21 protein-coding genes are annotated in these 25,052 nt (G+C 72.3%); 8 read left to right on the forward strand and 13 right to left on the reverse strand.

Going from position 1 to position 25,052, the window contains the following annotated elements:
- The first annotated feature begins 229 nt into the window (after positions 1–229).
- Positions 230–1,759, forward strand: coding sequence for a peptide MFS transporter (locus HYQ63_RS17775; protein ID WP_179934839.1), 1,530 nt, complete (start codon positions 230–232; stop codon positions 1,757–1,759).
- 93 nt (positions 1,760–1,852) lie between these two features.
- Here HYQ63_RS17775 and dacB read toward each other — a convergent pair whose 3' ends face one another.
- The 7 genes from dacB to HYQ63_RS17810 all read right to left on the reverse strand — a co-directional run bounded on the left by dacB (position 1,853) and on the right by HYQ63_RS17810 (position 8,797).
- Positions 1,853–3,235 carry a D-alanyl-D-alanine carboxypeptidase/D-alanyl-D-alanine-endopeptidase gene (gene dacB, locus HYQ63_RS17780; protein WP_179934840.1) on the reverse strand — a complete coding sequence of 461 codons (1,383 nt, stop codon included), beginning with the start codon at positions 3,233–3,235 and terminating at the stop codon, positions 1,853–1,855.
- A 176-nt stretch (positions 3,236–3,411) separates the two neighbouring features.
- Positions 3,412–4,716, reverse strand: a complete 1,305-nt coding sequence (locus HYQ63_RS17785) for a hypothetical protein (protein ID WP_179934841.1) — start codon at positions 4,714–4,716, stop codon at positions 3,412–3,414.
- Positions 4,717–4,730: 14 nt separating this feature from the next.
- Positions 4,731–5,762: a neocarzinostatin apoprotein domain-containing protein gene (locus tag HYQ63_RS17790; RefSeq protein ID WP_179940224.1), complete on the reverse strand. Its 1,032-nt coding sequence runs from the start codon at positions 5,760–5,762 to the stop codon at positions 4,731–4,733.
- 8 nt (positions 5,763–5,770) lie between these two features.
- Positions 5,771–6,694, reverse strand: a complete 924-nt coding sequence (locus HYQ63_RS17795) for a FixG Ig-like domain-containing protein (RefSeq protein ID WP_179934842.1) — start codon at positions 6,692–6,694, stop codon at positions 5,771–5,773.
- 8 nt (positions 6,695–6,702) lie between these two features.
- Positions 6,703–7,494 (reverse strand): LPXTG cell wall anchor domain-containing protein, encoded by a 792-nt coding sequence (locus HYQ63_RS17800; protein ID WP_179934843.1) that lies wholly within the window; start codon positions 7,492–7,494, stop codon positions 6,703–6,705.
- A gap of 241 nt (positions 7,495–7,735) precedes the next feature.
- Positions 7,736–8,245 (reverse strand): ATP-binding protein, encoded by a 510-nt coding sequence (locus HYQ63_RS17805; protein ID WP_009717369.1) that lies wholly within the window; start codon positions 8,243–8,245, stop codon positions 7,736–7,738.
- Positions 8,246–8,428: 183 nt separating this feature from the next.
- Positions 8,429–8,797: an STAS domain-containing protein gene (locus HYQ63_RS17810; RefSeq protein ID WP_009717368.1), complete on the reverse strand. Its 369-nt coding sequence runs from the start codon at positions 8,795–8,797 to the stop codon at positions 8,429–8,431.
- A gap of 252 nt (positions 8,798–9,049) precedes the next feature.
- Between HYQ63_RS17810 and HYQ63_RS17815 the strand changes: the two genes are divergently transcribed.
- Positions 9,050–9,997 (forward strand): RNA polymerase sigma factor SigF, encoded by a 948-nt coding sequence (locus HYQ63_RS17815; RefSeq protein WP_179934844.1) that lies wholly within the window; start codon positions 9,050–9,052, stop codon positions 9,995–9,997.
- Between the two features lie 98 nt (positions 9,998–10,095).
- Here the strand turns inward: HYQ63_RS17815 and hutI are convergent, their stop codons facing one another.
- The 4 genes from hutI to hutU all read right to left on the reverse strand — a co-directional run bounded on the left by hutI (position 10,096) and on the right by hutU (position 15,726).
- On the reverse strand, positions 10,096–11,292 hold the full coding sequence (gene hutI, locus HYQ63_RS17820; protein WP_123100594.1) for an imidazolonepropionase: 1,197 nt from the start codon (positions 11,290–11,292) through the stop codon (positions 10,096–10,098).
- 83 nt (positions 11,293–11,375) lie between these two features.
- A complete protein-coding gene (locus tag HYQ63_RS17825) occupies positions 11,376–12,758 on the reverse strand; it encodes a formimidoylglutamate deiminase (protein ID WP_179934845.1) in 1,383 nt (460 codons plus the stop codon).
- The gene (locus HYQ63_RS17830; protein WP_179940226.1) at positions 12,749–13,936 is read right to left on the reverse strand and encodes an allantoate amidohydrolase; all 1,188 of its coding nucleotides are present in this window, start codon (positions 13,934–13,936) and stop codon (positions 12,749–12,751) included. The genes HYQ63_RS17825 and HYQ63_RS17830 overlap by 10 nt, the downstream gene beginning before the upstream one ends.
- A 131-nt stretch (positions 13,937–14,067) precedes the next feature.
- Positions 14,068–15,726: a urocanate hydratase gene (hutU, locus tag HYQ63_RS17835; protein WP_179934846.1), complete on the reverse strand. Its 1,659-nt coding sequence runs from the start codon at positions 15,724–15,726 to the stop codon at positions 14,068–14,070.
- A 154-nt stretch (positions 15,727–15,880) separates the two neighbouring features.
- Between hutU and HYQ63_RS17840 the strand changes: the two genes are divergently transcribed.
- Both HYQ63_RS17840 and HYQ63_RS17845 read left to right on the forward strand, forming a co-directional pair.
- Entirely contained in the window at positions 15,881–16,906 is a 1,026-nt protein-coding gene (locus HYQ63_RS17840; RefSeq protein ID WP_179934847.1) for an NADP-dependent oxidoreductase, read from the forward strand.
- 46 nt (positions 16,907–16,952) lie between these two features.
- On the forward strand, positions 16,953–18,332 hold the full coding sequence (locus tag HYQ63_RS17845; protein ID WP_179934848.1) for a diaminopimelate decarboxylase: 1,380 nt from the start codon (positions 16,953–16,955) through the stop codon (positions 18,330–18,332).
- 620 nt (positions 18,333–18,952) lie between these two features.
- On the opposite strand, the gene HYQ63_RS17850 is transcribed toward HYQ63_RS17845, so the two are convergent.
- Positions 18,953–19,861 (reverse strand): MurR/RpiR family transcriptional regulator, encoded by a 909-nt coding sequence (locus HYQ63_RS17850; RefSeq protein WP_257231919.1) that lies wholly within the window; start codon positions 19,859–19,861, stop codon positions 18,953–18,955.
- Complete coding sequence (locus tag HYQ63_RS17855) at positions 19,861–21,474, reverse strand: aromatic amino acid ammonia-lyase (RefSeq protein WP_179934849.1); 1,614 nt, start codon at positions 21,472–21,474, stop codon at positions 19,861–19,863. Before HYQ63_RS17855 ends, HYQ63_RS17850 begins: the two co-directional genes overlap by 1 nt.
- A gap of 163 nt (positions 21,475–21,637) precedes the next feature.
- Between HYQ63_RS17855 and HYQ63_RS17860 the strand changes: the two genes are divergently transcribed.
- From HYQ63_RS17860 to HYQ63_RS17875, 4 genes are read left to right on the forward strand one after another with little or no spacing between them, the layout of a single operon-like run.
- On the forward strand, positions 21,638–22,762 hold the full coding sequence (locus HYQ63_RS17860) for an ABC transporter ATP-binding protein (protein ID WP_179940230.1): 1,125 nt from the start codon (positions 21,638–21,640) through the stop codon (positions 22,760–22,762).
- The gene (locus HYQ63_RS17865; protein WP_179934850.1) at positions 22,759–23,400 is read left to right on the forward strand and encodes an ABC transporter permease; all 642 of its coding nucleotides are present in this window, start codon (positions 22,759–22,761) and stop codon (positions 23,398–23,400) included. Before HYQ63_RS17860 ends, HYQ63_RS17865 begins: the two co-directional genes overlap by 4 nt.
- Position 23,401: 1 nt before the next feature.
- Entirely contained in the window at positions 23,402–24,079 is a 678-nt protein-coding gene (locus HYQ63_RS17870) for an ABC transporter permease (protein WP_179934851.1), read from the forward strand.
- A gap of 21 nt (positions 24,080–24,100) precedes the next feature.
- Positions 24,101–25,039 carry an ABC transporter substrate-binding protein gene (locus HYQ63_RS17875; RefSeq protein WP_179934852.1) on the forward strand — a complete coding sequence of 313 codons (939 nt, stop codon included), beginning with the start codon at positions 24,101–24,103 and terminating at the stop codon, positions 25,037–25,039.
- Positions 25,040–25,052 lie beyond the last annotated feature (13 nt).

Consider the following 25,052-nt stretch of genomic DNA (forward strand, 5'->3'; position numbering starts at 1 on the left):
AACAACGTCTGTAGCACTCCTCCGGGACCTTTGGTGGGTTCGACGCGCCGAAGGTCTCTCTCATGCCCGGGCCCGGACATCGGGAGTCAGCGGAACGGACGGAGCCGGCAACGACCAGCACCGAGCCTCGAAAAGGGATGGCCGCCCGGCGCTCAGCCACCCCCACGGGCGCTTCTACGCGCGTCGAAGCGCGGCAGTGCACCCCTGAGCCCTCGTAAGGAACCCCCACATGGCGTCCAGTATGTCGAAGGGCGCGACCGCGCAGGATTCCCCTGCCAGCGGTGGCAAGACCTTCTTCGGCCACCCGCGCGGCCTCGCCACGCTCTTCATGATCGAAATGTGGGAGCGCTTCAGCTTCTACGGCATGAGAGCGCTCCTCGTCGTCTATCTGATCTCCGGCGGCCCGGACGCCAAGGACGGCGGTCAGGGCGGCGGCCTCGGCATGACCGAGGGCAACGCGGTGGCCATCTACTCGGTCTACCTGGCCATGGTCTATCTGCTGGCCATGCCGGGCGGCTGGTTCGGCGACCGGGTCTGGGGACCGCGGAAGACGGTCGTGGTGGCGTCCGGGATCGTGATGGCCGGGCATCTGGCACTCTCCGTCCCCGGCGAGCCGACCTTCTTCGTCGGCCTCGCGCTGGTGGCGCTCGGCTCCGGCCTGATCAAGGCCAACATCTCCACGATGGTCGGCCAGCTCTACGACGGACCGCAGGACCCGCGCCGCGACGGCGGCTTCACCATCTTCTACATCGGCATCAACATCGGCGCCTTCGCCGCCCCGCTGGTGATCGGCACCGTCGGCCAGTCGTACAACTGGCACCTGGGCTTCGCGCTCGCGGCGCTCGGCATGGCGCTGGGCCTGGTCCAGTTCCTGATCGGCACCCGCCACCTCAGCCCCGAGAGCAACACCGTGCCGACGCCGCTGGTGGCGGAGGAGCGCCGGTCCTGGGTGCGCAAGGGCCTGATCTGGACGGCCATCACCGCCGTCTTCTACACCGGCGTGGTGCTCAGCGGTCAGTGGACGCTCAACTGGGCGCTGGTCCCGATCACCCTGCTGGGCCTGATCATCCCGATCGGGGTGCTGGTGCGGATCAAGCGCGACAAGGAGCTGTCGGAGGTCGAGCAGACCAAGGTCAGCGGCTACATCTGGTTCTTCGCGGCCGCGGCCGTGTTCTGGATGATCTACGACCAGGGCGGCTCCACGATGGCCGCCTTCGCCGACACCAAGACCGCGACCACGATCTTCGGTCTGGACTTCCCGTCCTCGTGGTTCCAGTCGGTGAACCCGCTGATGATCATGGCGCTGGCCCCGGTCTTCGCCTGGCTGTGGCTGTGGCTCGCGCGGAGCGACCGGGAGCCGAACACCACGCTGAAGTTCGCCTTCGGCCTGCTCATGATCGGCCTGTCGTTCTTCGTCTTCGTACTGCCGATGCAGGCGGCCGGGGACGGGACGAAGGTCAGCCCGCTGTGGCTGGTGTCGATCTACATGATCCAGACCATGGGCGAGCTGTGCGTCTCGCCGGTCGGCCTGTCGGTGACCACCAAGATGGCGCCCGCGAAGTACGCCAGCCAGATGATGGGCGTGTGGTTCCTCGCCGTCACCGCCGGCGACTGCGTCACGGGGCTGCTGTCCATCGCCGGGGTCGACCTGAGCGGTCCGGGCGTCATCGCGTTGGAGGCGACGGCGGCGGCCCTCGCGGGCATCGCGGTCTTCATGTACCGCAAGAAGGTCGTGGCGCTCATGGCCGACGTGCACTGACACGTACGGAACAGGGCCCGGCCCCGGAACCGATGCTGTCGGTTCCGGGGCCGGGCCTTCTCCTGTCTTTACGCCTTACGCCTCTTACGCCTCTTACGCCCAGCAGCCGTTGACCGTGGCGGCCAGGCCGTCCATGGCGTCCGTGATCTCGGAGTTCTCGGCGGTGGAGTTGTTCTCCACGAAGGAGAACACCTTCCAGCGCCCGTCCTTGCCCTGGGTCACCCCGCTGAGCGCGATCGCGCCGGTCAGGGTGCCGGTCTTCGCCCGCACCTCGTTCACGGCGCACTTCGAGTTCGGGTCGTCGAAGCGCGCGTACTCCGGTCCGAGGGTGCTGCCCGCCTCACCGGCGACCGGGAGGCCCTCCAGGATCGGCCCGAGCGGATACCGATGGCGCGGTTCGGTGGCGTTGTCCAGGATGGCCGCGATGGTGGCGGCCGGTATCCGGGTGGCGCGGGAGAGGCCGCTGCCGTCGTGCAGTACGACGTTGCCGAGCGGGATGCCGTACCGCTCCAGCACCTCCCGGACGGCCTCCGTGCCGCCTTCGAACGTGGCGGGCTTGTGCGCCTTGATGGCGGTCATCCGCAGCAGCGTCTCGGCCATGTCGTTGTCGCTGGTCTTGAGCATCGTACGAACCAGCTCGGCCACCGTGGGCGACACCTTCTGCGCCACCGGCACATCGCCGACGCCCGCCGTCCCGCGCGTGACGTCGCCGTCGACGGCGACGCCCCGGTCGGCGAGCTTGGCCGCGAAGACCTTCCCGGCGTCCAGGGCGGTGTCCGCGGAGAGCTTCCCGTCGACCGACAGGGCGCGGACGGGGGCGACCTGGTGGTCGTAGTAGTAGTCCCGCCAGCCCTCGGCCAGGGTGGGCTCCGGGAAGAGGCTGTCGTCGATGCGGACCTTCACGTTCGTCACGCCCGCAGCCTTGAGCCCGTCGACGGCCGTCCGCGCCATCTCGCCGAGATCGTCGCTGCTCAGGGTGCGGTCGCCGGCGCCGACGAGGGTGAGGGTGCCGTTGCTGTAGACGACCTTGGTGGCGACCCGGTGCTCGGGACCCAGCTCGTCGAGGGCGGCGGTGGCGGTGGCGAGCTTGGCGTTGGAGGCGGGCATCAGGGCGGTCGAGGCGTTGTGGCCCCACATGACCTCGTCCGACGCGGAGTCCAGCACCACGCCGCTGACGCTGCTGCCGTCGTTGGTCAGGCTCGGGTTGTTGATGCGCTCGCCGAGCTTCGCGACCATCGCACGGTCGGCATCGCTGAGCGGCTCCGCGGCGTCCGGGGAGCCGACCGTGGCGGCCGCGGCGGTCTTGCCGGCGGCGAACGACGGCCCGGCGAACATGGCCCCGGCCACCGGCGCGGTTGCGGCGAGCACGAGGGCGCGGCGGGCGGCCGCGTTCATCGCCTTGGGCTTGCGATGCCGGTGCCGCTCGGGAGCATGGGGGGTGGAGGGGGATGCGGGAGCGGTGCGAACGGCGTCCATATGAAGTTCCTGGTGGCTCTGTGGGGGGAGCGACCGGGCGGGTCCCTGACCGGCTCCACGGTGCGCTCGTGCAGGCCACAGGCTAGACGGCGTCGGCTAACGTCCCGCTAACGCAAGCTTGTGGCACGGCGGTTCGCCCCGCCGCACGGGTGTGGGGCGGGGCGAAGCGGGGTCGGTCAGCGGGTGCCGCGCAGCTTGCGCCACGGGGTGAGGGTGAAGATCGCGCCGCCGAGCAGGATCGTCGTACCGGCGATCAGGCCGAGCGCCGTGAGTCCGCCGCGGTCGTCCGAGCCGGTCTCGGCGAGTCCGCCGCTGGTGCCGCTGCCCGAGGTGCCGGTGGATCCGGAGGCGCCGGTGCCGCCGGAAGTGGAGGTTCCGCCGGACGTGGAGGTGCCGCCCGAGGTGCCGCCGGGCTGCTGCGTGGTGTCCAGCTCCAGCGAGGCGCCGGGGTCCTTGGCGGGGGTGCAGGTGGTGGTCGTGCCGAGCGCCTTGACCGTCAGCACGCCCGGGGTGAGCGTCGACTTGCCGCTCGCGCCCGGCTTGTAGGTGCCGGTCAGATCCGGAATCTCGATCGGGGCACCGGACTTGATGGGCTCCTTGTTGGTCGGGCCCTGCACCGCGACGGTCCCCTTGTCCGCGCCACCGACCTTGACCGCCATGGACGGCTTGACCGAGTCCGCGGGGATGTCGGCCGGGCTGTCCATCACGGACTTGCCGAACTTCACGGTCAGGGCGAAGCTGCCGCCGCTCTTGGTGGCGTCGATGCGGACCGGGGAGGTCGCGGTCTTGTCGCCGATGGGTGTCTTGCAGGCGTACTCGACCTGCACCTCCTTGCCGGTGAACGAGTCGTCGCCACCGTCGCCGCCACCGGAGGTGGTGCCGCTGGTGGTGCCGCTGGTGGTGCCGGAGGTGGTTCCGGACGTCGTACCGGAGGTGGTGCCGCCCGAGGTGCTGCCCTCCGTCACCTTGATGGTGGCGGCGGCCTTCACGGTCTCCTTCGCCGTGCACTTGGTGTCGGTCGACAGCGGCTTGCTGACGTTGATGTTGTACGCACCGGGCGTCAGCGTGACCTCACCGGCCTTCGTCAGCTTCAGCTTGGCCGTCATGTCCGACAGCTTCATCGGGCTGTCCTTGGGGATCGCCGGATTCTCCCGCGGTCCCTCCATGGCCAGTTCGCCGGTCTGCGCGCCGCCCACCGTGAGCGTGCCGGTGGGTTTGACGGTGTTCTCCTCCAGGTCGAGGATCGGCGGGTTCTTGGAGGCGGCCTGGACCGTCTTCCACACCACCTCGACCTCGTCGCCGACCTTGGCCGTCGCCGGGGCCTGCACGTCCACGGTCGTGGTGCCCTGCACGGGGGGCAGTCCGGAGATGGGCGGCGGCAGGCACTCGGTCGGGTACGAGACCTCGGCGCCGTATGCGGTGCTCGCGCCGAGCAGCACGCCCGCACCGCCGAGCAGCAGTGCGACGGCCGCCGCACTCACTCTTCGTTGCGTCCTCACGTCGTTCCCTTCGGGTTCGGTCGGTTCTCCTCGGACGGTGCGGAAAGGTGGTGCGTCGGTGTCCCCGGCAGGGTGTCCGGGGTGAACCAGGGCAGTGCGGTGCCGCCCCGCGCCGCGGCGGCGGGAGCGGTGGCCGGGGTGGGCCGACCAGGCGGGGTGGTCGGGGGTGTGCGCGGCCGTACCTTGTCCACGACGGCCATGCCGATGCGGAAGACCGCCGCCGGGACGACGACGCACAGCAGGATCCAGAAGAGGGTGACGCCCCAGGGCCGTCCCACGCCCCACGGCTGTTCGACGAGCACCTTGCGCCCGTACTTGAGCGACACCTGATAGTCGCCGTGCGCGCCCGCCGACAGCTCGACGGGCAGCTTGACCTGCGCCTTCTTCCCCGCCTCGATGGTGCCCCGCCACTGCTGCTCCTCCCAGTCGGGGGCGAAGACGCCGTGCGAGGTGCCCACCTGGAAGACCGGATCGCGGGCGGCGGTCGAGCCGAGATTGCCGACGGTGACGACGAGCCGTCGCTGCGGCGGCGCGCCGAACCAGGTCAGCAGCCCGCTGGAGCCGTCGAGCCGCGCGGACAGCACGCTGAGCCGCTCACCGCCGGTGCGCTGCTCGGGCAGGGGCGCAACCGGATGCCCGGCGACCTTGAACGCCACGTCCGCGGCGGCGGCTTCGCCGGTGACGGTCGCGACATGGACGACGCACGGGCACGGCTTGGGCGGTTCGGCGACCGGCAGCTTCCGGTGGAACGTTCCGTCCGCTCCGGTGGTGACCGCCCTGCCCTCGGCGTTGGCGCAGGAGTTGGTGCCGCCGATCATGTTCTGACCGCAGATGAGCAGGGTGAGCAGGGCGCGCGGCCGCCAGCCGGTGCCCCTCACGGTGATCGTGCCGCCCGTGCCCGCCTGCTCCCGCGACACCGTCACGGCCGGGCGGTCGTCGGCCGCGGCGGCGGGTCCGGGGGGCGGTACGACGAGGGCGAGCGCGGTGAGCAGGGCGGCCAGCAGCCCGGCGTACCGACGGTGGCGCATACCGGTGTTCACGTGCTCGCTCCTGACTCGGTGCCGCCCGTCCGACTCCGTTTGCGTCTGCGGAACAGCCACGTGCCGCCACCGCCCGCCACTCCCAGCGCCGCGGCCGCCGCGGCGGCGAGCAGCCACCCGGGGGCGGCGGTGTACGTGGCCGAGGCCGCCGCGTGCGCCCCGCCGCCCGCGGTGACGGTGAGCTTCACGTCCACCGCGTCGAGGGCGGGGGCGTCCGGCCAGCGCTCGGTGAGCCGCACCCGCTCGCCCGGCGGCACCTGGACGGGGAGGGTGCGGGCGTCCCGGCGCAGCACCGCGCCGAAGAGGCCGTCGGCGCGTACGGCCAGCCGTGGCGTCAGCTCGGTGTTGCCGCGGTTGACGACGGCGTAGCGGATGGCCGCCCCGCCGCCGGACCCGGTCCGTACGACCCGTACGTCCTCGACGGAGAGCGCGGACAGCGTGGCCCCGCTGATCCGCAGGTGCATCCGTACGCCGGTCCGGTGGCCGCCTCCGGTGACGACGAGCGCACCGGAGCGGTCGCCGGGCGCCGCGTCGGGCGGCACGGTGACGGTGAAGGGAACATCGGCGCGGGTGCGGGCCGGAACCCTCACCGTGCGGTCGGCGAACGCGAGCCATGCTCCTTCGGCCCCCTCGCTCCGGAGCCGGAGGGTGTGGGGGCGCTGGTCCTTGTTGGTGACCGAGAGCTTGTCCTGGAGCACGGTGCCGGGCCGCCCCTCCAGGTAGAAGTACGGCCGGTCGGCGGCGTCCGGTGCACTGCCCGCGCCGGGTGCGGGCGCCGCCGACCAGCCGGGCCCGGCGGCAGCGGCGGGCGCCGGGGGCGCGCCCAGCAGCGCCAGGAGAACGGCCAGCGCGGCGGCGATCCGAGCCTCAAGAAAGAGGGCGGCGACCGCGCGTAAGGCGGCTCCGGTACGGGACGGCATGGCCGCGTTTAGGGGGTGGCCCGCCGGCGGCGGGTCAGCCAGAGCGCCCCGGCCGCTCCGGAGAGGAGCACCGTGCCGCCGAGGGTGCCGAGCGCGATGGCGGAGTCGGTGGGTCCGGTCTGCGGCAGCTGGCCGCCGCCGGTGCTGCCCGTCCCGCCGGTGCTGCCGGTGCCGCCCGTGCTCCCCGTACCGCCCGTGCTGCCCGTACCGCCACTGCCGCTCGTGCCGCCGCTGCCGCTCGTCCCCCCGGTGGAATCGGAGCCGCCGGAACCGCCCGCGGCCGTGACGTCCAGGGTCAGCGAGGGCTTGGGGCTGTTGCCCGGCGTACAGGTCGTGGTCGTGCCCAGCGCCTTGATGGTCAGGGTCGAGGCGGTGAAGGTGACCTTCCCGCTCTTCTTGGGGGTGTACGTGCCCGTCAGCGTGCTGATCTTGATGGGCGTATTCGCGGGAATGGCCTTGTCGTTGGGGGGACCCGACACCGACACCGTGCCGGTCTCCGCGCCGCCCAGCTTGATGAGCGCGCTCGGATGCATGGCCCCCTTGCCCAGTTCCACGGGGCTGGAGGAGACGCCCTTCTCGAAGGACATGGTCAGCTTGTAGGCGCTGCCGCTCGGAACGCCCTTGATGTCGATGGGCGATACGGCGCTTTTGTCGCCGATCGGCGTCTTGCACTGATAGTTGACGTCCACCGTGGCCGCGTGGGCGGCCGGAGCGGTGAGCAGTACCGCGGAACCGGCCACGGCCGCGGCCAACGTGAGGGCACCGCCGCGGCCGGCCGCACGGCGTTGTGGTTGGGACACCTGAGATCCCCTCTCGTCAAGCGCCGCAGTCCGAATGTAACTGACGGCACATCAGATCGGGCGCCGACAGTACGCCGGGGACCTTGTCGAGGGAAGACAAAGAGCACGCCGAATCGGCGTGACATGGATGAACGGGGTGCTGCGCCGCGGCCGGAAGAACCGGGCGGACCGGGCGCACCGGTGACGGGCCGCGCTAGAGGGCGCTCAGCACCCGGGCGGAATGGGGCCGGGGCCGTGCTCTTCAGGCGGGCGCGGCCAGCTCGGCCCAGACGGTCTTACCGGATCCCTCCGCGTTCCGCACGACCCCCCAGTCGAGGCACAGCCGCTGCACGATGAACATTCCATGACCACCCGGCCGACCGGCGCGGTGCGGGGTGCGCGGGGCGGGCGTACCGGTGCCGAGGTCCACCACTTCGAGACGGAGCACCTTCGCGTTGCAGCTGACCCGCAGTTCCTCGGGTCCGTCGGCGTGCAGGCAGGCGTTGGTGACCAGCTCGGAGACGACGAGCAGCACATCCTCCGCGGCGGCCCGCTGGTCGGCGGTCGCGGCCGGAAGCCAGCCCCAGTCACGCAGCGCCTCGCGCGTGAAGTCCCGGGCGCGCGGCACGGCGCCGCTGGCCCCGATCAGATGGAGCCTGCGGAGCTGACGGATCCGCCCAGGGGGTGGAGTGGCCGGTGGGGCAGCCGAAGCGGCAGGGCCGTCCGGATCCGGGCCGCGGTCGCCCGGCGGGTACGGCCGGGTGGTGCTCATCAGCGCTTCACCTCACCGATTCACCGATTCAGGGACAAGGGATACCTGATCTCTTCAACAGTTTCAGCCTGTCTCCTGCCCGGCCAAAGCGTGAGAACACCCACTTCTCCGGTACGGCTCGTGTGACGCGGACAACGCCTCGATGACACCCTGCCGACACACCGGAAACAGGAGTGGCGGAGATCACTCGACAAGCGCTGCGTCAAGCGATTCATGGACCGTAAAGACGGCCTCCGCGCCTGTGATCTCGAACACGCGGGCAACGACCGGCTGCATCCCGGCAAGGTGGACCGCACCGCCTTCGGCCTCGGCCTTCAGACGGGCGCCGAGCAGCACGTTGAGCCCGGTGGAGTCGCAGAACTCCAGATGCGAGCAGTCCACGACCAGCCGCACGCGACCCCCCTCCACGCACTGCTCCAGCGGCTCTCGCAGCACCTCGGCGGTGTGGTGGTCCAACTCCCCCGTCGGTGTCACGACCGCGCTCGCCCCGTGGTGCCGAACCTCGACCTGGAGTCGGCCCTTGCTGGCGCTGCCGACCATCCCGCGGTCCATGTGCGCACCTCTTCTGGCGTCTCGTTGCTTTCGATTGCGCGCAATGAACCTTACGCCTTTGACCGGTCCTCCGGTAGCCGAACATTTCGCATAGTTCGGCAAATATGGACAACGTGGACTTGCCACGCACCAGCGAATACGGGTAGGCGTAGTAGGGACACACCCGAACACGGCCCGGCTTTGGAGGCGCCGCTCACCGGAGCAGCACGTCATGGCATCGGCAGCCATATGCCGAGAACGACGGAGGAGACTATGTCACCCCAGCTCGACGACTCGCGTACCGACCCGTCTTGGAGTACCAGGGCCACCGTCTCGTCGACTCACGTACCCGAACAGTTCGTCCCTGATGCGGATGCCCAGGCGCTCGCCGGATATTCCTTCGATGAACTGACCGAATTGTCCGATCTGCCGGAAATCCCGTCGTTTGAGACGGTGAGCCCGGTCGACGCGAGGGCCCTCTCGAAGACGCTCTTCGAGCGCATCGAGGTGCTCGAAGAAGGCACCCACGAGTACGCCTACGTCCGAAACACCCTGGTCGAGCTGAACCTGGCACTGGTCAAGTTCGCCGCCTCCCGCTTCCGCTCGCGCAGCGAGCCGATGGAGGACATCGTCCAGGTCGGCACCATCGGCCTCATCAAGGCCATCGACCGGTTCGAGCCGGGCCGGGGCGTCGAGTTCCCCACCTTCGCGATGCCGACCATCGTCGGCGAGATCAAGCGCTTCTTCCGGGACACGAGTTGGTCCGTGCGCGTACCCAGGCGGCTCCAGGAGCTGCGGCTGGACCTGGCCAAGGCCGGTGACGAACTGGCCCAGCGGCTCGACCGCGCGCCGACCGTGCACGAGTTGGCCGAGCGCCTGGACATCACCACCGCCGAGGTCGTCGAGGGCATGGCCGCGAGCAACGCGTACACCGCCAGCTCGCTGGACGCCCAGCCGGAGGAGGACGACTCCGAGGGCGCGCTGGCGGACCGCATAGGGTACGAGGACCACGGGCTCGAAGGCATCGAGTACGTCGAGTCCCTGAAGCCTCTGATCGCCGATCTGCCCGCCCGGGACAAGCAGATCCTCTCCCTGCGCTTCGTCGCCAACATGACGCAGTCGGAGATCGGCGAGGAACTGGGCATCTCTCAGATGCACGTCTCCAGGCTGCTGTCGCGCACCCTCCGTCGGCTCCGCAAGGGACTGATGGTCGAGGAGTAACGCTTCCGCAGACGGATAAGGGCCCGCCCCCGCTTGCCGGGACGGGTCCTTATTCGTGCCCTCTTGCTTCTCCGGCCTGTTGCTTCTCCGGCCCGGCCTCAGACCAGGGTGCCCGCGCGCCAGACCGCCGAGACCAGCGGTACGCCGGGGCGGTAGGCGAGGTGGACGTGGGAGGGCGCGTCCAGCAGCGCGAGGTCGGCCCGGGCGCCGGGGGCGATGCGTCCCACGTCGTCGCGGCGCAGCGCCCGCGCCCCGCCCGCGGTGGCCGCCCAGACCGCCTCGTCCGGGGTCATCCCCATGTCCCGTACGGCCAGGGCGATGCAGAACGGCATCGAACTGGTGAAGGACGAGCCGGGGTTGCAGTCCGGCGACAGCGCGACCGTGGCGCCCGCGTCCAGCAGCCGGCGCGCGTCCGGATACGTCGAGCGGGTCGAGAACTCCGCCCCGGGCAGCAGCGTGGCGACCGTGTCGCCCTGCGCCAGGGCGTCGACATCGGCGTCGGTGAGATGCGTGCAGTGGTCCGCGGAGGCCGCGCCCAGTTCGACGGCGAGCTGCACACCCGGGCCGTACGAAAGCTGGTTGGCGTGGACGCGTGGGATGAGCCCGCGCTCCTTCCCCGCGGTGAGGACGGCACGGGCCTGGTCGCCGTCGAAGGCGCCCCGTTCGCAGAAGACGTCGACCCAGCGGGCGTGCGGGGCGCACATGTCGAGCATCGGCCCGGTGACGAGGTCGACGTACGCGGCGGGGTCGTCGGCGAACTCGGGGGCGACGATGTGCGCGCCGAGGAAGGTCACCTCGTCGGTGTGGGCGGCGGCGATGGACAGCGCGCGGGCCTCGTCCTCCGAAGTGAGGCCGTAGCCGGACTTGATCTCCAGGGTGGTGGTGCCCTGGTGCAGGGCCTCCACCACATAGCGGGCGACGTTGGCGTTGAGTACGTTGTTCGAGGCGGCGCGGGTGGCGGCCACGGTGGTGCGGATGCCGCCCGCGCTGTAGGCCCGGCCGGACATCCGGGCGTTGAACTCCTCGGTGCGGTCGCCCGCGAAGACCAGGTGGGAGTGGGAGTCGACGAAGCCCGGGATGGCGGCCCGGCCCGCCGCGTCGACCCGGTTGTCAGTGGCGGGTGCTTTGCTTGTTTCACCGACCCAGGCGATGCGGTCACCGTCGATGACGACCGCCGCGTCCTGGATCAGACCGAGGGGGCCTTCGCCGAGGGAGGGGTCGTTGGTGACGAGGCTGGAGATGTGGACGAGGGCGGTCGTGGTGGGCGTCGCGACCGTGTCCGTGGCGGTGGTCATGGTGGGGGTGTTCTCCTTGATCAGCCGGCTCGGCCTGGTCGGCGTGGTCAACCTGCTCGGCGTGGTCAGCCTGGTCGGCCTGGTCAGCCGTGCAGGGCCGCGATGGCTGCGGCCAGTGCTTCGGGGACGCGCGGCACGAGCTGGTGGGCCCCGTCCCGTACGACATGGCGGCCGCCGACCACGGTGTGCCGGACGTCCGCGTTGGTCGCCGCGAATATCGCCGTCTCGGCACCCAGCCGGGGTGGCGGCCCCGCCGTGCGGACCGAGTCCAGCGCGATCGTGGTGAGGTCGGCGAGCGCGCCCACCTCGATCCGGCCCGTGTCCGCGCCCCAGCCGAGCGCCGCGTGACCGTCGGTGGTGGCGGCGCGCAGCAGCTGGGCGGCGGTCCAGTGGCCGCGGGTGCGGGTGTGCAGCCGCTCGTCCAGCTCCATCGCGCGGGCCTCTTCGAGGATGTCGATCACGGCGTGGCTGTCGCTGCCCAGGGACAGCGGTGAGCCCGCCTGGCTCAGCTGGGCGGCCGGGCCGATGCCGTCGGCGAGGTCCCGCTCGGTGGTCGGGCACATGCACACACCGGTGGCCGAGTGGCCCAGCAGCCGGATGTCGCCGGGGGTGAGGTGGGTCGCGTGCACGGCGGTCGTGCGCGGGCCCAGCACCCCGTGGTCGGCGAGCAGCCGGGTGGGGGTGAAGCCGTGCGCCTCCACGCAGGCGTCGTTCTCGGCGGTCTGCTCGGAGAGGTGCACATGGAGGGGCGCGGCCTGCCCCTCGGCCCAGCCGGAGACGGTCGCGAGCTGATCGACGGGGACGGCCCGCACCGAGTGGATGGCGGCGCCGATGCGGGTGTTCCCGTCGCCCTTGAGCGCGGAGACCCGCTCGGCCCAGGCGTCCGCGGTGCCGTCCGAGAAGCGGAGCTGGTGCTGATCGGGCTCCGCGCCGAAACCGGAGGAGAGATAGCAGGTGTCGAGGAGGGTGATGCGGATACCGGCCTCGGCCGCGGCCGCGATCAGGGCCTCCCCCATGGCGTTGGGGTTGCCGTAGCGGCTGCCGCCGGGCGCGTGGTGGAGATAGTGGAACTCGCCGACGCAGGTGATGCCCGCCATGGCCATCTCGGCGTACACGGCACGGGCCAGTTCGAAGTAGCTGTCCGGGGTGAGCCGGTCGGCCACCTCGTACATCAGCGTGCGCCAGGTCCAGAAGGAGTCCGGTGCCCCGCCGTCCGACGGGTTCGCCGAGGCGCCCGACTGCACGATGCCGCGCAGGGCCCGGTGGAAGGCGTGGCTGTGGGCGTTGGCCAGGCCGGGGACGGTCAGCCCGCGCAGGGTGACGGAACCGGCCGGATGCTGTGCGGGGCTCCCGGGCCGCACGGCCTTGATCCGCCCGTCCGTGGCCACCACGATGACCACGTCCGGCACCACCTGACCGTCCAGCCAGGCGTACTCCGCCCAGTAGGTCTGCGCCGTCAGTGACACGCCAACCCCTCCAGTACCTGCGCGAGCGCGGCCACACCGGCGAGGCAGTCATCCTCGCCCGCCGTCTCCGCGGGTGAGTGCGAGACGCCGGTGGGGTTCCTTACAAACAGCATGGCGGTCGGAACCGACGCGGACAAAATGCCCGCGTCGTGCCCGGCGCCGGTGGGGAGCACCGGGACGCCGCCGAGCAGGCCCGACAGCTGGTCACGCAGGTCGTGGGCGAATTCCACGACGGGCGTGAAGGACTCCCGGGTGACCCGGACGTCCACCCCGTCGCGCTGCCCCCGCTCGACCGCCGCGCGCTCGATCTCGCCGACGACGGCGGCCAGGGTCTCCTCGTCGGGGGCCCGCGAGTCCAGCCAGCCGCGCACCAGGCTGGCGATCGCGTTCACCCCGTTCGGCTCGACGCCGACCTTGCCGAAGGTCGCCAGCGCTCCCGCGAGACGGGCCTTCTTGCGGGCCGCGAGGACGGTATTGGCGTACGTGAGCATGGGGTCGCGGCGGTCATCCAGCCGGGTCGTCCCGGCGTGATTGGCCTCGCCGTGGAAGTCGAACCGCCAGCGGCCGTGCGGCCAGATCGCGGAGGCGACGCCCACGGGGGTGTCCGTGTCGTCCAGGGCCCGGCCCTGCTCGATGTGCAGCTCCACGAAGGCGCCGATACGGGCCAGCCGCTCCGGGTCCGGCCCGATCGCCTCCGGGTCGTACCCGGCGCGCTCCATGGCCTGCGGCAGCGTGACGCCGTCCCCGTCCCGGAGCGCGTGCGCCCGCTCCGGGGCCAGCTGCCCCGCCGCGAGCCGGGACCCGACGCAGGCCAGGCCGAAGCGGGCGCCCTCCTCGTCGCCGAAGTTGACGATGGCGAGGGGTTTGGTGGGGTGCGCGCCGCGTGCCCGTAGCTCGTCCAGGGCCGCGAAGGACGAGACGACGCCCAGGGGGCCGTCGAAGGCGCCGCCGTCGGGGACGGAGTCCAGGTGGGAGCCGGTGACGACGGCGTCTCCGGCGGTGGGGTCGCCCAGCCAGGCCCACTGGTTGCCGTTGCGGTCCAGCTCGTAGGTGAGGCCGCGGGTTTCTGCTTGTGCCTGGAACCAGGCGCGGCAGTCGGTGTCCGCGGCGGTCCAGGCGTAGCGGCGGTAGCCGCCGGTTTCCGCGTGGCGGCCGATGGGGGCCAGGTCGCGCCACATCTCGTGGAACGACGCGCCGGTCGTGGGGGGTGCGCCCATTGCCGTCCGAGCCTCCGTTTCGTCGGCGGGTGCGGGCCGGTGGGTGGGTTGTGCCCACCCGTTCCGCCCAGCGGGACGATTGCCCACAACCATTACTCGGATTCCCTCATCGGTACGCGGACGTCTCGCGTCTCCGCTACCTCGTCCGCGCGGTCGTAGCCTGCGTCCACGTGGCGGATCACGCCCATGCCCGGGTCGTTCGTCAGGACGCGGCGGATCTTCTCGGCCGCCAGCGGCGTGCCGTCGGCCACCGTCACCTGGCCCGCGTGGATCGAGCGGCCCATGCCGACCCCGCCGCCGTGGTGGACCGAGACCCAGGAGGCGCCCGAGGCGACGTTGACCATGGCGTTCAGCAGCGGCCAGTCGGCGATCGCGTCCGAGCCGTCCAGCATGGCCTCGGTCTCGCGGTACGGGGAGGCCACCGAGCCGCAGTCCAGGTGGTCGCGGCCGATGGCCAGCGGCGCTGCGAGCGTCCCGTCGGCCACCATCTCGTTGAACCGCTCCCCCGCCTTGTCGCGCTCGCCGTAGCCGAGCCAGCAGATGCGGGCGGGCAGCCCCTGGAAGTGGACCCGCTCCCCCGCCATCTTGATCCAGCGGGCCAGGGACTCGTTCTCCGGGAAGAGGTCGAGGATCGCCTTGTCCGTGGCCGCGATGTCCTTCGGGTCGCCGGACAGCGCCGCCCAGCGGAACGGGCCCTTGCCCTCGCAGAACAGCGGCCGGATGTACGCGGGGACGAAGCCGGGGAAGGCGAAGGCGCGCTCGAAGCCCGCGAGCTTGGCCTCGCCGCGGATCGAGTTGCCGTAGTCGAAGACCTCGGCGCCCGCGTCCATGAAGCCGACCATGGCCTCCACGTGCCGGGCCATCGCCTCGCGCGCCCGCTGGGTGAAGTCGGCGGGCTTCTCGGCGGCGTACGACGCCATCTCGTCGAAGTCCACGCCGATCGGCAGGTACGACAGCGGGTCGTGGGCGCTGGTCTGGTCGGTGACGATGTCGATCGGCGCGTTCATCGCGAGCAGCTGGGGGACCAGCTCGGCCGCGTTCCCCAGCACGCCGATGGACAGCGGGCGGCGGGCGTCGCGCGCCTCGGTCGCGAGCTGGAGGGCGTGGTCCAGGCTGTCGGCGCGCACGTCCAGATAGCGGTGCTCGATGCGGCGCTCGATGGCGCGCGGGTCGCAGTCGATGCAGATCGCGACGCCGTCGTTCATGGTGACCGCGAGCGGCTGGGCGCCGCCCATGCCGCCGAGACCGGCGGTGAGGGTGATCGTCCCGGCGAGGGTGCCGCCGAACTTCTTCTCCGCGACGGCCGCGAACGTCTCGTACGTGCCCTGGAGGATGCCCTGCGTGCCGATGTAGATCCACGAGCCCGCGGTCATCTGGCCGTACATGGTCAGGCCCAGCGCCTCCAGGCGGCGGAACTCCTCCCAGTTCGCCCAGTCGCCGACCAGGTTGGAGTTGGCGATCAGGACGCGGGGCGCCCACTCGTGGGTCTGCATGACGCCGACCGGACGGCCCGACTGGACGAGCATCGTCTCGTCCTGCTTCAGCGTTCGCAGCGTACGGACCATGGCGTCGAACGAACGCCAGTCGCGGGCCGCCTTGCCGGTGCCGCCGTAGACGACGAGCTTGTCGGGGTGCTCGGCGACCTCCGGGTCCAGGTTGTTCTGAAGCATCCGCAGGGCGGCTTCCTGCTGCCACCCCCGGGCACTCAGCTCCGTACCTCGCGGGGCCCGTACGGGTCGCGGTCCTGACATGGGCCGTGCCTCCCTGCCATCGACTGGATCGAGTTATTCACATCATGGCTTTGATGAATATAGCTAGTCAATAGGGGTGGCGGCGGCATACACCCGGGTGGTTCCCCCGGAGAGGCGTGCGCGGAGCGCGGGCGCCAGGACTTAGCGTCCTGCCGTGCCCCTCCCCGCCACCCATCGCGAAGTGCGCCTCGCCGCCCTGCCCCGGCCCGAAGGTCCGCTCACCACCGACCACTTCGAGGTCGTCCACGCCCCGCTCCCGACCCCCGGCCGCGGCCAGGTGCTGGTACGGAACCGGCTGATGAGCGTCGCCGCCGCCATGCGCCCGCTCGCCTCGGCCGACCCCGGCGCCCTCGGCCTGCCGCAGCTGCGTCACCGGGTCGGCGACGTCATGCGGGGCCCCGCCATCGGCGAGGTTCTCAGCGCCCCGCCGGACACCGGCCTCGCCTCCGGCGCCCTCGTACGCCACCACTCCGGCTGGCGCGAGTACGCCGTCCTCGACGCGGACGATGCGCCCCCGCTCGACCCCGACGCGCTGCCCGACCCCGCCGCACACCTCTCCCAGGGCTTCACCGCCTGGCTGGGCGTGGCGCGGGGCGCCGGGGTGCGGCGCGGCGACACGGTGTTCGTCACCGGCGCGGCGGGCGGCGTCGGCACCCTGGCCGGGCAGTTCGCGCGGCTCCACGGCGCCGCGCGGGTCATCGGCTCCACCGGCTCCCGCGAGAAGGCCGAACGGCTCGTCGACGAGCTGGGCTACGACGCCGCCGTGATCCGCGGCGCGAGCCCCATCGAGGAGCAGCTGCGCGCGGCGGCCCCGGACGGCATCGACGTCCTGTTCGACACCGTCGGCGGCGAGCAGCTGCGCGCCGCCCTCGCCCTGGCCCGCCGCAAGGCCCGCTTCGCCATCGTCGGCGCGCTCGCCGCCCAGCTGTCCGACGACGCCCTCGCCACCACTCCGATCAGCACCCTCGCCCTCATCGCCCGCGGCGTCACCCTCCGCGGCATCAGCGGCTACGACCACGCGGACGCAGCTCCGACGTACCTGCGCGAATTCGGCCGCGCGCTACGCGAGGGCGCCATCACCTACCCGCACACCCGCCTGACCGGCATCGCCCAAGCCCCCCGAGCCCTGGTCGAGTTGCTGGAGGGCCGCCACCTGGGCGCGGTGCTGGTGGAGCTGTGACCCGCCGGCCTGGCCCGGGGCGCGGGTCGGGTGGTTGGCTGAGGGCATGACTGCGAACCCGGCTTCGGCTCCGACCCCGGTCCCGGACAGCGCCGCCGAGCGGCGTGAGCGGGCCGTGCGCGCCGCCGTCGAGCAGGGCCTGATCGGCCCCGAGCACCCCGTCGTCGGGCTGCTCGACGTCACCGGCATCCGCGCCGCCGCGGCAGAGCTGCGGGCGGCCTTCGACGAGGTCGTGGCACCCGGTACGCCCGTTCTGCACGCCTTCGCGGTGAAGGCCGCCTCGCTCGTCCCCGTCCTGCGGCTGCTGACCGACGAGGGGCTGGGCTGCGAGGTGGCGAGCCCCGGCGAGCTGGCCCTCGCCCGGGCCGCCGGGGCGGGGCCCGACCGCATCGTCCTCGACTCGCCCGCCAAGACCCCCGCCGAACTGCGCGAGGCCCTCGACCTGGGCATCGCCCTCAACGCCGACAACCCGCAGGAGCTGGCCCGCCTCGACGCGCTCGTGGCCGGGACCCCCACCCGTTCCCCGCTGGGCCTGCGGGTCAACCCGCAGGTGGGCGGCGGCAGCATCGGCGCGCTCAGCACCGCCACGGCGACCTCCAAGTTCGGGGTCGCGCTGCGCGACGTAGGGGCGCGCGACTGGGTCGTACGCGCCTTCGCCGAGCGCCCCTGGCTGACCCGGCTGCACGCCCACGTCGGCTCGCAGGGGTGCCCGCTGGACCTGATGGCGGCGGGCGTCCAGGCCGCGTACGAACTCGCCGAGGAGATCAACGCGTCCATCGGCCGCCGCCAGATCGACACCCTCAACATCGGCGGCGGCCTGCCGGTGAACTTCACGTCCGACGAGATCACGCCCAGCTACCGCGAGTACGCACGGCTCCTCCAGGCCACCGTGCCGGGGCTCCTCGACGGGCGGTACGGCCTGGTCACCGAGTTCGGGCGGTCACTCCTCGCCAAGTCGGGGATGGTGCTGGCGCGCGTCGAATACGCGAAGTCGGCCGGTGGCCGCCCGATCGCCGTGACGCACGCGGGCGCGCAGCTGGCCACCCGTACGGTCTTCGCCCCCACCGCCTGGCCCCTGCGGGTCGCCCCGTACGACGCGGACGGCCGCCCCAAGCGCACGGGCCCCGACGGGCCGGTCACCCAGGACATCGCGGGCCCGTGCTGCTTCGCGGGCGACCTGGTGGCCGAGAACCGGGCCCTGCCGGAGCTGGCGGCGGGCGACCTGGTGGGCCTGCTGGACACGGGGGCGTACTACTTCTCGAACCACTTCGCCTACAACAGCCTGCCGAGGCCGGGCGTGTACGGATACGGCTTCGCACCCGACGGCGATGGGATCCGCTTCGCGGAGGTGCGGAAGCCCCAGACGGTGGCGGAGATCGTGGCGGAAAGCGGAGGCGCGGAGGCCGAGGGCCTGACGGGCCTGTAGCCAGGGTGCGGGTGGGTGCGCCGGGGTTCGGTGGTGGGTGCGGGTGCGGGGCCTCCGGGGCGGGGCCCTGGACCGTATATTTTTGGCGCCGCTGACGTAGAACGTGTGGTGAACGATGAATTGGCGCCACAAATACACGTCAGCGTCCAGGGCCCCACCCCTGCGACCCCGCCCCCTCCCGTCGAGTCGCGGCTCCCCACCGGTGGCCGACGGCCCCCTGTCCACCCCCGCCCGGCGGCGGCCGGCTTCGGCCCCTTCCGTCGTGTGGTGGCCATTGGCCCGGTGGCGGGACCTTGGGGGTGTGGCGGCGAATCCCGCCCGGTGGGGTCGACCCGCGACCGGCCGGGGCTGGTGCCGCCGGGGTGCGGGCGCCGACGAGGCGGAGGGGCGGGGTCGCAGGGGTGGGGTCCCGGACGCTGACGTGTATTTGTGGCGCCAATCGCTCGACGTGCACCACACGCTTCCGACCAGCGGCGCCGTAAATATACGGTCCGGGGCCCCGCCCCGGAGGCCCCGCACCGGCACCACCCACCGGACCAACCGCGCACCCACCCGAGACGGAAAGCCGCACCGGCACCACCCACCGCGCCCCACCCCACGCGGAAAGCCGCCCCGAGGGGCTACTCCACGAACAGCCCGCGCGCGGCCGCCCGCGCGTCGAACTCCTCCAGCCGCGCCTGGGCATCCGGCAGCGCGTCGCACATGGCCTCCAGCAGCACCCGCCCCAGCAGCATCGGCGCGCAGGCGGTGTCGAAGGCCAGCCCGGTCCCGACGGCCGCGGGCAGCAGCAGATCGCTGTGGCGGGCGACCGGGGCGAAGGCGCTGTCGGCGACGGCGACGACGGTCAGGCCGGTTTCGCGCGCGTACTCCAGGCCCTCCACGACCTCCCGCGGATGGCGCGGCAGGGCGAAGCACAGCAGGGCGGTGGCGCCCGCGCGGTGGGCCGCGTCGATGCGGTCGGCGAGCATGGTGCCGCCCTCGTCCAGCAGCCGGACGTCGGGGTGGACCTTGCGCGCGAAGTAGGTGAAGCCCCTGGCCTGGGCGGAGGCGGCGCGCAGGCCGAGGACCGGCAGCGGGCGGGACGCGGCGAGCAGCCGGCCGGCCCGCAGCACCGGCTCGGGGTCGGCGAGCAGGGTGGCGAGGTGGCGCAGGTTGTCGATCTCGGACTGCACGGCCTGCTGGTACTCGTTGTACGCCCCCTCCCCGGCGGCCCGTTCGTCGGCGGCGGGGGCGACGTCGCGCAGGTGCTTGCGCAGCGCGGGGTAGCCGTCGAAGCCGAGCGCGACCGCGAAGCGGGTCACGGAGGGCTGGCTGACACCGGCGAGTTCGGCGAGTTCGACGCTGGAGAGGAACGGCGCGTCGGCCGCCCGCCGCACCATGCAGTGGGCGATGCGGCGCTGGGTGGGGGTGAGGCGGTGGCCCTCGAACAGGGCCTGGAGCCGCGCGGTGCTCCCCGCGCTCGCCGTGCCCGGCGTGTCTCCCGAGGCCGCCGCACCGGCCACGTCCGCCACCCCGTTGTCCGTACCCATCAGTCCTCCTGACCCTCAGCACCATCACGAGCCTCAGCAGACTCAGCAGGCTCGACGCCCTCGCACACCTCGGCCAGCGGGTCCAGCAGACCCACCGCGTCGGCCACATCCTCCGTCAACGGCCGGTCCTCCATCCGCGGATCGAGAACTTCCGCCGCCAGCGCGTAGGCGGCGGCCGCCGGTACCCCGGGCTCCGGTTCCATGCCGCGCTGCCGCAGCGCCCGGACCGCCGCGACCAGTTCGCAGGCCAGCACCTGCCGGTAGTGGTCGGCCACCCGTAGCGTCTGGCGGGCGCCGAGCGAGGCGAAGCTGGCCTGTTCCTCGACGCCGCGGGAGAGCACGGCGTGGCCGAGGGAGGCGGGGTGGGAGACGGCCCGCATCTCGCCGAGGGCCGCGCCCGCGGCGTACTCCAGGATCATCACGCCGGAGCTGGCGGGCGCGGGGTCGCCGAGGAAGGGGCGCAGCCGGGTGAAGTCGGGTTCGCTGAGCGCGGCGAGCCGGGCGGTGGACAGCCGGGCGGTCTGGAGGGCGGCGAGCCGGAAGTGGTCGAGGGCGAGGGCGGCGTGCGCGGCGTAGAAGTTGCCGTGGTGGTACGCGGCCTCGTCGGCGGAGCTGATCAGCGGGTTCTCGGCGGCGGCGTTGACGTCGACGGTCAGCACCCGCTCCAGCGCGTCGGCGGCGTCCAGCGCCGGGCCGTGGATCTGCGGCAGGCAGCGGAAGCCGTACGGGTCCTGTATGCGGCCGAGCGGCGGGGTGGGCCGGGCCGGGGCGCCGATGAGGGCGCGTATGCGGGCGGCGGCGCGGATGGAGCCGGGGTGCGGGCGGGCGAGCTGGACGGGTTCGGCGTACGCCTCGTACGAGCCGCCGACCGCGATCAGCGAGAGCGCGGCGACGGCGAGCGAGGCGGACAGCAGTCGCCGCAGGTCGGCGAGGGCGAGCGCGGACTGGCCGAGGGTGAGGGCGTTGCTGCTGATGAGCGCGAGGGCGTCGTTGCTGTCGAGGGTGATGGGTTCGGGGGCGCGGCGGCCGGGGGCGGCGTCGGTGAGGTCCCAGGGGTGTTCGCCGACGAGGGCGAGCCCGGCCTGGGCGAGCGCGGCGAGGTCGCCGGTGCCGACCGCGCCGAACTCGTTGACCACGGGGTGGACACCGGCGTCCAGTGCCTGGACGAGGGAGGTGACGACGGAGGGGCGCAGCCCGGCGCCGCCCGCGAGCACCTGGTTGGCGCGGACGGCCATCATGGCGCGGACCTCGCGGCCGGGCAGCGGGGCGCCGATGGCACCGGCGTGGCTGCGCAGCAGCCGCAGGCCGTGGTCGGCGTCGGGGCCGACGTCCTCGGTGCGGTTGGCGCCGACGCCGGTGGAGCGGCCGTAGACCCGCCCGGTGGCGGCGAGCCGGTCCGCGGTCTCCCAGGCGCGCTCGGCGAGGGCGAGGGCGCCGGGGTCGGGGGCGGCGGGTAGGTTTCTGCGGTCGGCCAGACGTACGACGTCGGCGACGCGCAGGCTGTGGCCGTCGAGCGCGATGCGCGGTGCGGCGGGGCCGGGGCCGCTCGCCGCGGCGCGCGCCGCACCGGCCGCAGCGCCGAACGCCGTCGAATCCAGCATGTGAGACACCATCCAGGGCAACCCCTCTCGAACCCACCCTTTTCGGGTTAGCCGCCAAGCGCTTTCGTCCCATATTGCGAGCAGAAGTAACCGGCGATTAACGCACACCTATTGACTTCTATTCACTCGACTATGACTGTGCATGACTATATGCAGACAGGGCAAGGGGAAGCGGATGATCAGCTTCAAGCACGTCAGCAAGCACTACCCGAACGGCACGACAGCCGTCGACGATCTCAGTCTCGAACTCCCCGAGGGAGACATCACCGTCCTGGTCGGTTCCTCCGGCTGCGGCAAGACCACCACCCTTCGGATGGTCAACCGCATGGTCGAGCCGAGCAGCGGCACGGTGAGCGTCGGCGGCCGTGACATCCTCGAGGCCGACGCCGCCGAGCTGCGGCGCGGCATCGGCTATGTGATCCAACAGGCGGGACTCTTCCCGCACCGCACGATCCTCGACAACATCGCGACCGTCCCACTGCTGCTGGGCTGGGGCCGCCGCAAGGCGCGGGCGCGCGCCGCCGAGCTGCTGGAGCTGGTCGGGCTGCCCGCGGGGTCCGGCAAGCGCTATCCGCACCAGCTCTCCGGCGGTCAGCAGCAGCGCGTCGGGGTGGCCCGGGCGCTGGCCGCCGATCCACCGGTGCTGCTGATGGACGAGCCGTTCGGGGCGGTCGACCCGGTCGTCCGCACCCAGCTCCAGAACGAGCTGTTGCGGCTCCAGAGCGAGCTGCGCAAGACGGTCGTCTTCGTCACCCACGACATCGACGAGGCGGTCCGTCTCGGCGACCGGATAGCGATCTTCCGCACCGGTGGCCACCTGGTCCAGTGCGCGCCCCCGGCCGAGCTGCTGGCCTCCCCCGCCGACGACTTCGTGGCGGGCTTCCTCGGCGCCGAGCGCGGGCTGAAGCTGCTCTCGCTGTCCACCCTCGCCGACGTGCCGCAGGAGCCCGCCCCCGCCGACGACGGCACGGGCCGCTGGCGGCTGGTCACCTCCGGCCGCGGCGAGCCGCTGGGCTGGCGCGACACCGAGGGCCCGGACGGCGACGAGGCCCCGCTGCTGCCGGTGCGCCCGCTGCGCGACACCGACTCGCTGCTGTCCGCCCTCGACGAGTCGCTGGCCTCCCCCGCCGGGCTGGTCGCCCGGGTGGACGCGGACGGCGTGCTGACCGGGGTCACCGGGCGCGACCGGATCCACGAGCACGCGGGCCGCCGCCACGCCGAGGCGGCTCGTACCGACGCCCAAGCGGCCCGTACCGACGCCTCCGAGACCCCGGACCCCGACGCGAGCGTGACCGCATGACCGTCGACTGGGACTGGTTCCCCGACCACCGGGACGACCTCACCACGCTCACCCTCGACCACCTCTCCACCGCCGTCCCAGCCGTCCTCTTCGGCCTGCTGATAGCGGTGCCGCTGGCGGTCATCGCGCATCGCGTACGGCCGCTGCGCGGCGTCCTCCTGGGCCTGTCGAACGTCCTCTTCACCATCCCCTCCATCGCGATCTTCGTGCTGCTGCTGCCGATCACCGGCCTCACCCGCACCACCGCGATCACCGGCCTCACGATCTACACCCTGACCGTGCTGCTCCGGAACACCGTCGAGGGCCTGGACAGCGTCCCCGCCAAGGCGCGCGAGGCGTCCACCGCCATGGGCGCGCGCCCGCTGCGCACCCTGCTCACGGTCGAGCTGCCGCTCGCCTTCCCGGTGATCATGGCGGGCGTACGGGTCTCCACCGTGATGGCGATCTCCCTCGTCAGCGTCGCCAGCTACATCGGGTACGGCGGCCTCGGCCAGCTGTTCACCGACGGCTTCCAGCGCAACTACCCCACCCCGGTCGTCGCCGGAGTCGTCCTGTCCCTGCTGCTCGCACTGGTCGCGGACGCCGTCCTGGTCGCCATCCAGTGGCTGGGCACCCCCTGGCTGAGGAGGCGTGCCTGACATGATCGAACTGCTACGGAACCTCGGCCGCTGGCTGACCAGCGGCGCCCAGTGGTCCGGGCCCGACGGCATCGCGACCCGCCTCCTGGAACACCTCCAGTACTCGGCCCTCGCCACCCTCGTGGCCGCCCTCCTCGCCCTCCCCGTCGGGCTGCTCATCGGCCACACCGGGCGCGGCGCGTTCCTCGCCATCAACCTCTCCGGCTTCGGCCGCGCGCTGCCCACCGTCGGCCTGGTCACCCTGGTCTTCCTGGCCAGCGGCCTCAGCATGTGGCCCGTCTACGTCTCGCTGGTCGCCCTCGCGGTCCCGGTCATCGTCACCAACACCTACGCGGGCATGGCCGCCGTCGACCCCGAGGTCAGGGACGCGGCACGCGGCCAGGGCATGCGCTGGCACCAGGTCCTCTTCCAGGTCGAACTCCCCCTCGCCCTCCCCCTGATCATGACCGGGCTGCGGCTGGCCTGCACCCAGGTCGTGGCCACCGCCACCATCGCCGCGTACGTCAGCTTCGGCGGCCTCGGCCGCTACGTCTTCGACGGGCTGGCCCAGCGCGACCTGGTGCAGGTCCTGGGCGGAGCGGTGCTGGTCGCCATCCTGGCCATCGCCCTGGACCTGGCCCTGGCCGCCGTACAACGCCTGCTCTTCCGCAACCGCCCCGCCCCCTCCCAAGCGCACTGACGACAGCCCCCAAGGAGACCCATGAACCGCAGGAAACTGCTCGGCGGCCTGCTCGCCGGAGCCTCCGTGCCCACCCTCGCCGCGTGCAGCGGCGGCATCACCTCCCTGAAGGGCGACGGCGCCGGAGGCGGCGAGGGCGGCGGCAGCAGCGCGGGCGGACTCGTCATCGGCACCGCCAACTTCACCGAGAACCAGCTCCTCGGCTACCTCTACGCCGAGGCCCTGAGCGGCGCGGGCATCAAGACGAGCGTCCGCCCCAACCTCGGCTCCCGCGAAATCGTCCTCCCCGCCCTCCGCCAGGGCGACATCGACCTGCTCCCCGAGTACCAGGGCAACCTGCTCCTCCACTTCGACGACAAGGCCCCCCAAACCCAGGCGGGCGACCTCCAGAACGCCCTCACCGTCGCCCTCCCCACCGGCCTCGAAGCCCTCTCGTACGCGGCCGCCGAGGACAAGGACGTCTTCTGCGTCACCCGCGAAACCGCCGACAAGCACGGCCTGCGCAGCTTCTCCGACCTCAAGAAGCAGAACGGCAAACTCGTCTTCGGCGGCCCCGCGGAGGACAAGAACCGGGTCGTCGGCCTGGTCGGCCTCAAGAACCGCTACGGCGTCACCTTCAAGGAGTTCAAGGCCCTCGACGCCTCCGGCCCCCTGGTCAAGGGCGCCCTGAAGAAGGGCGACGTCGACGTCGCCAACCTCTTCTCCACCGACCCCGACATCGAGGCCAACGGCTGGGTCGCCCTCGCCGACCCCAAGGCCCTCATCCCCGCCCAGCACATCGTCCCCGTCATCCGCAGCGCCAAGGCCGACACCAAGGTCCGCAAGGCCCTGGCCAAACTCGGCGTCGCGCTCACCACCCACGAACTGGCCCGGCTCAACAAGCTGGTCGACAAGGAGAAGAAGGACCCGGACGAGGTGGCCGCCGACTGGGCCGCCGACCACGGCCTCACCAACAAGTAGCGGCGGGAGGGTC

The organism is Streptomyces sp. Rer75 (assembly GCF_013414305.1).
Taxonomy (GTDB): domain Bacteria; phylum Actinomycetota; class Actinomycetes; order Streptomycetales; family Streptomycetaceae; genus Streptomyces; species Streptomyces himastatinicus.

Bases quoted from the DNA above. Each gene is read 5' to 3' on its own strand.
- HYQ63_RS17845 (WP_179934848.1), top strand. From the start codon at position 16,953: ATGACTGCGAACCCGGCTTCGGCTCCGACCCCGGTCCCGGACAGCGCC.
- HYQ63_RS17855 (WP_179934849.1), bottom strand. From the start codon at position 21,474: ATGGTGTCTCACATGCTGGATTCGACGGCGTTCGGCGCTGCGGCCGGT.
- HYQ63_RS17860 (WP_179940230.1), top strand. From the start codon at position 21,638: ATGATCAGCTTCAAGCACGTCAGCAAGCACTACCCGAACGGCACGACA.
- HYQ63_RS17870 (WP_179934851.1), top strand. From the start codon at position 23,402: ATGATCGAACTGCTACGGAACCTCGGCCGCTGGCTGACCAGCGGCGCC.
- HYQ63_RS17805 (WP_009717369.1), bottom strand. From the start codon at position 8,245: ATGAGCACCACCCGGCCGTACCCGCCGGGCGACCGCGGCCCGGATCCG.
- HYQ63_RS17875 (WP_179934852.1), top strand. From the start codon at position 24,101: ATGAACCGCAGGAAACTGCTCGGCGGCCTGCTCGCCGGAGCCTCCGTG.
- HYQ63_RS17865 (WP_179934850.1), top strand. From the start codon at position 22,759: ATGACCGTCGACTGGGACTGGTTCCCCGACCACCGGGACGACCTCACC.
- hutI (WP_123100594.1), bottom strand. From the start codon at position 11,292: ATGACCACCGCCACGGACACGGTCGCGACGCCCACCACGACCGCCCTC.
- hutU (WP_179934846.1), bottom strand. From the start codon at position 15,726: ATGTCAGGACCGCGACCCGTACGGGCCCCGCGAGGTACGGAGCTGAGT.
- HYQ63_RS17775 (WP_179934839.1), top strand. From the start codon at position 230: ATGGCGTCCAGTATGTCGAAGGGCGCGACCGCGCAGGATTCCCCTGCC.
- HYQ63_RS17850 (WP_257231919.1), bottom strand. From the start codon at position 19,861: ATGGGTACGGACAACGGGGTGGCGGACGTGGCCGGTGCGGCGGCCTCG.
- HYQ63_RS17790 (WP_179940224.1), bottom strand. From the start codon at position 5,762: ATGCGCCACCGTCGGTACGCCGGGCTGCTGGCCGCCCTGCTCACCGCG.
- HYQ63_RS17795 (WP_179934842.1), bottom strand. From the start codon at position 6,694: ATGCCGTCCCGTACCGGAGCCGCCTTACGCGCGGTCGCCGCCCTCTTT.
- HYQ63_RS17815 (WP_179934844.1), top strand. From the start codon at position 9,050: ATGTCACCCCAGCTCGACGACTCGCGTACCGACCCGTCTTGGAGTACC.
- dacB (WP_179934840.1), bottom strand. From the start codon at position 3,235: ATGGACGCCGTTCGCACCGCTCCCGCATCCCCCTCCACCCCCCATGCT.
- HYQ63_RS17810 (WP_009717368.1), bottom strand. From the start codon at position 8,797: ATGGACCGCGGGATGGTCGGCAGCGCCAGCAAGGGCCGACTCCAGGTC.
- HYQ63_RS17830 (WP_179940226.1), bottom strand. From the start codon at position 13,936: ATGTGGCGCGACCTGGCCCCCATCGGCCGCCACGCGGAAACCGGCGGC.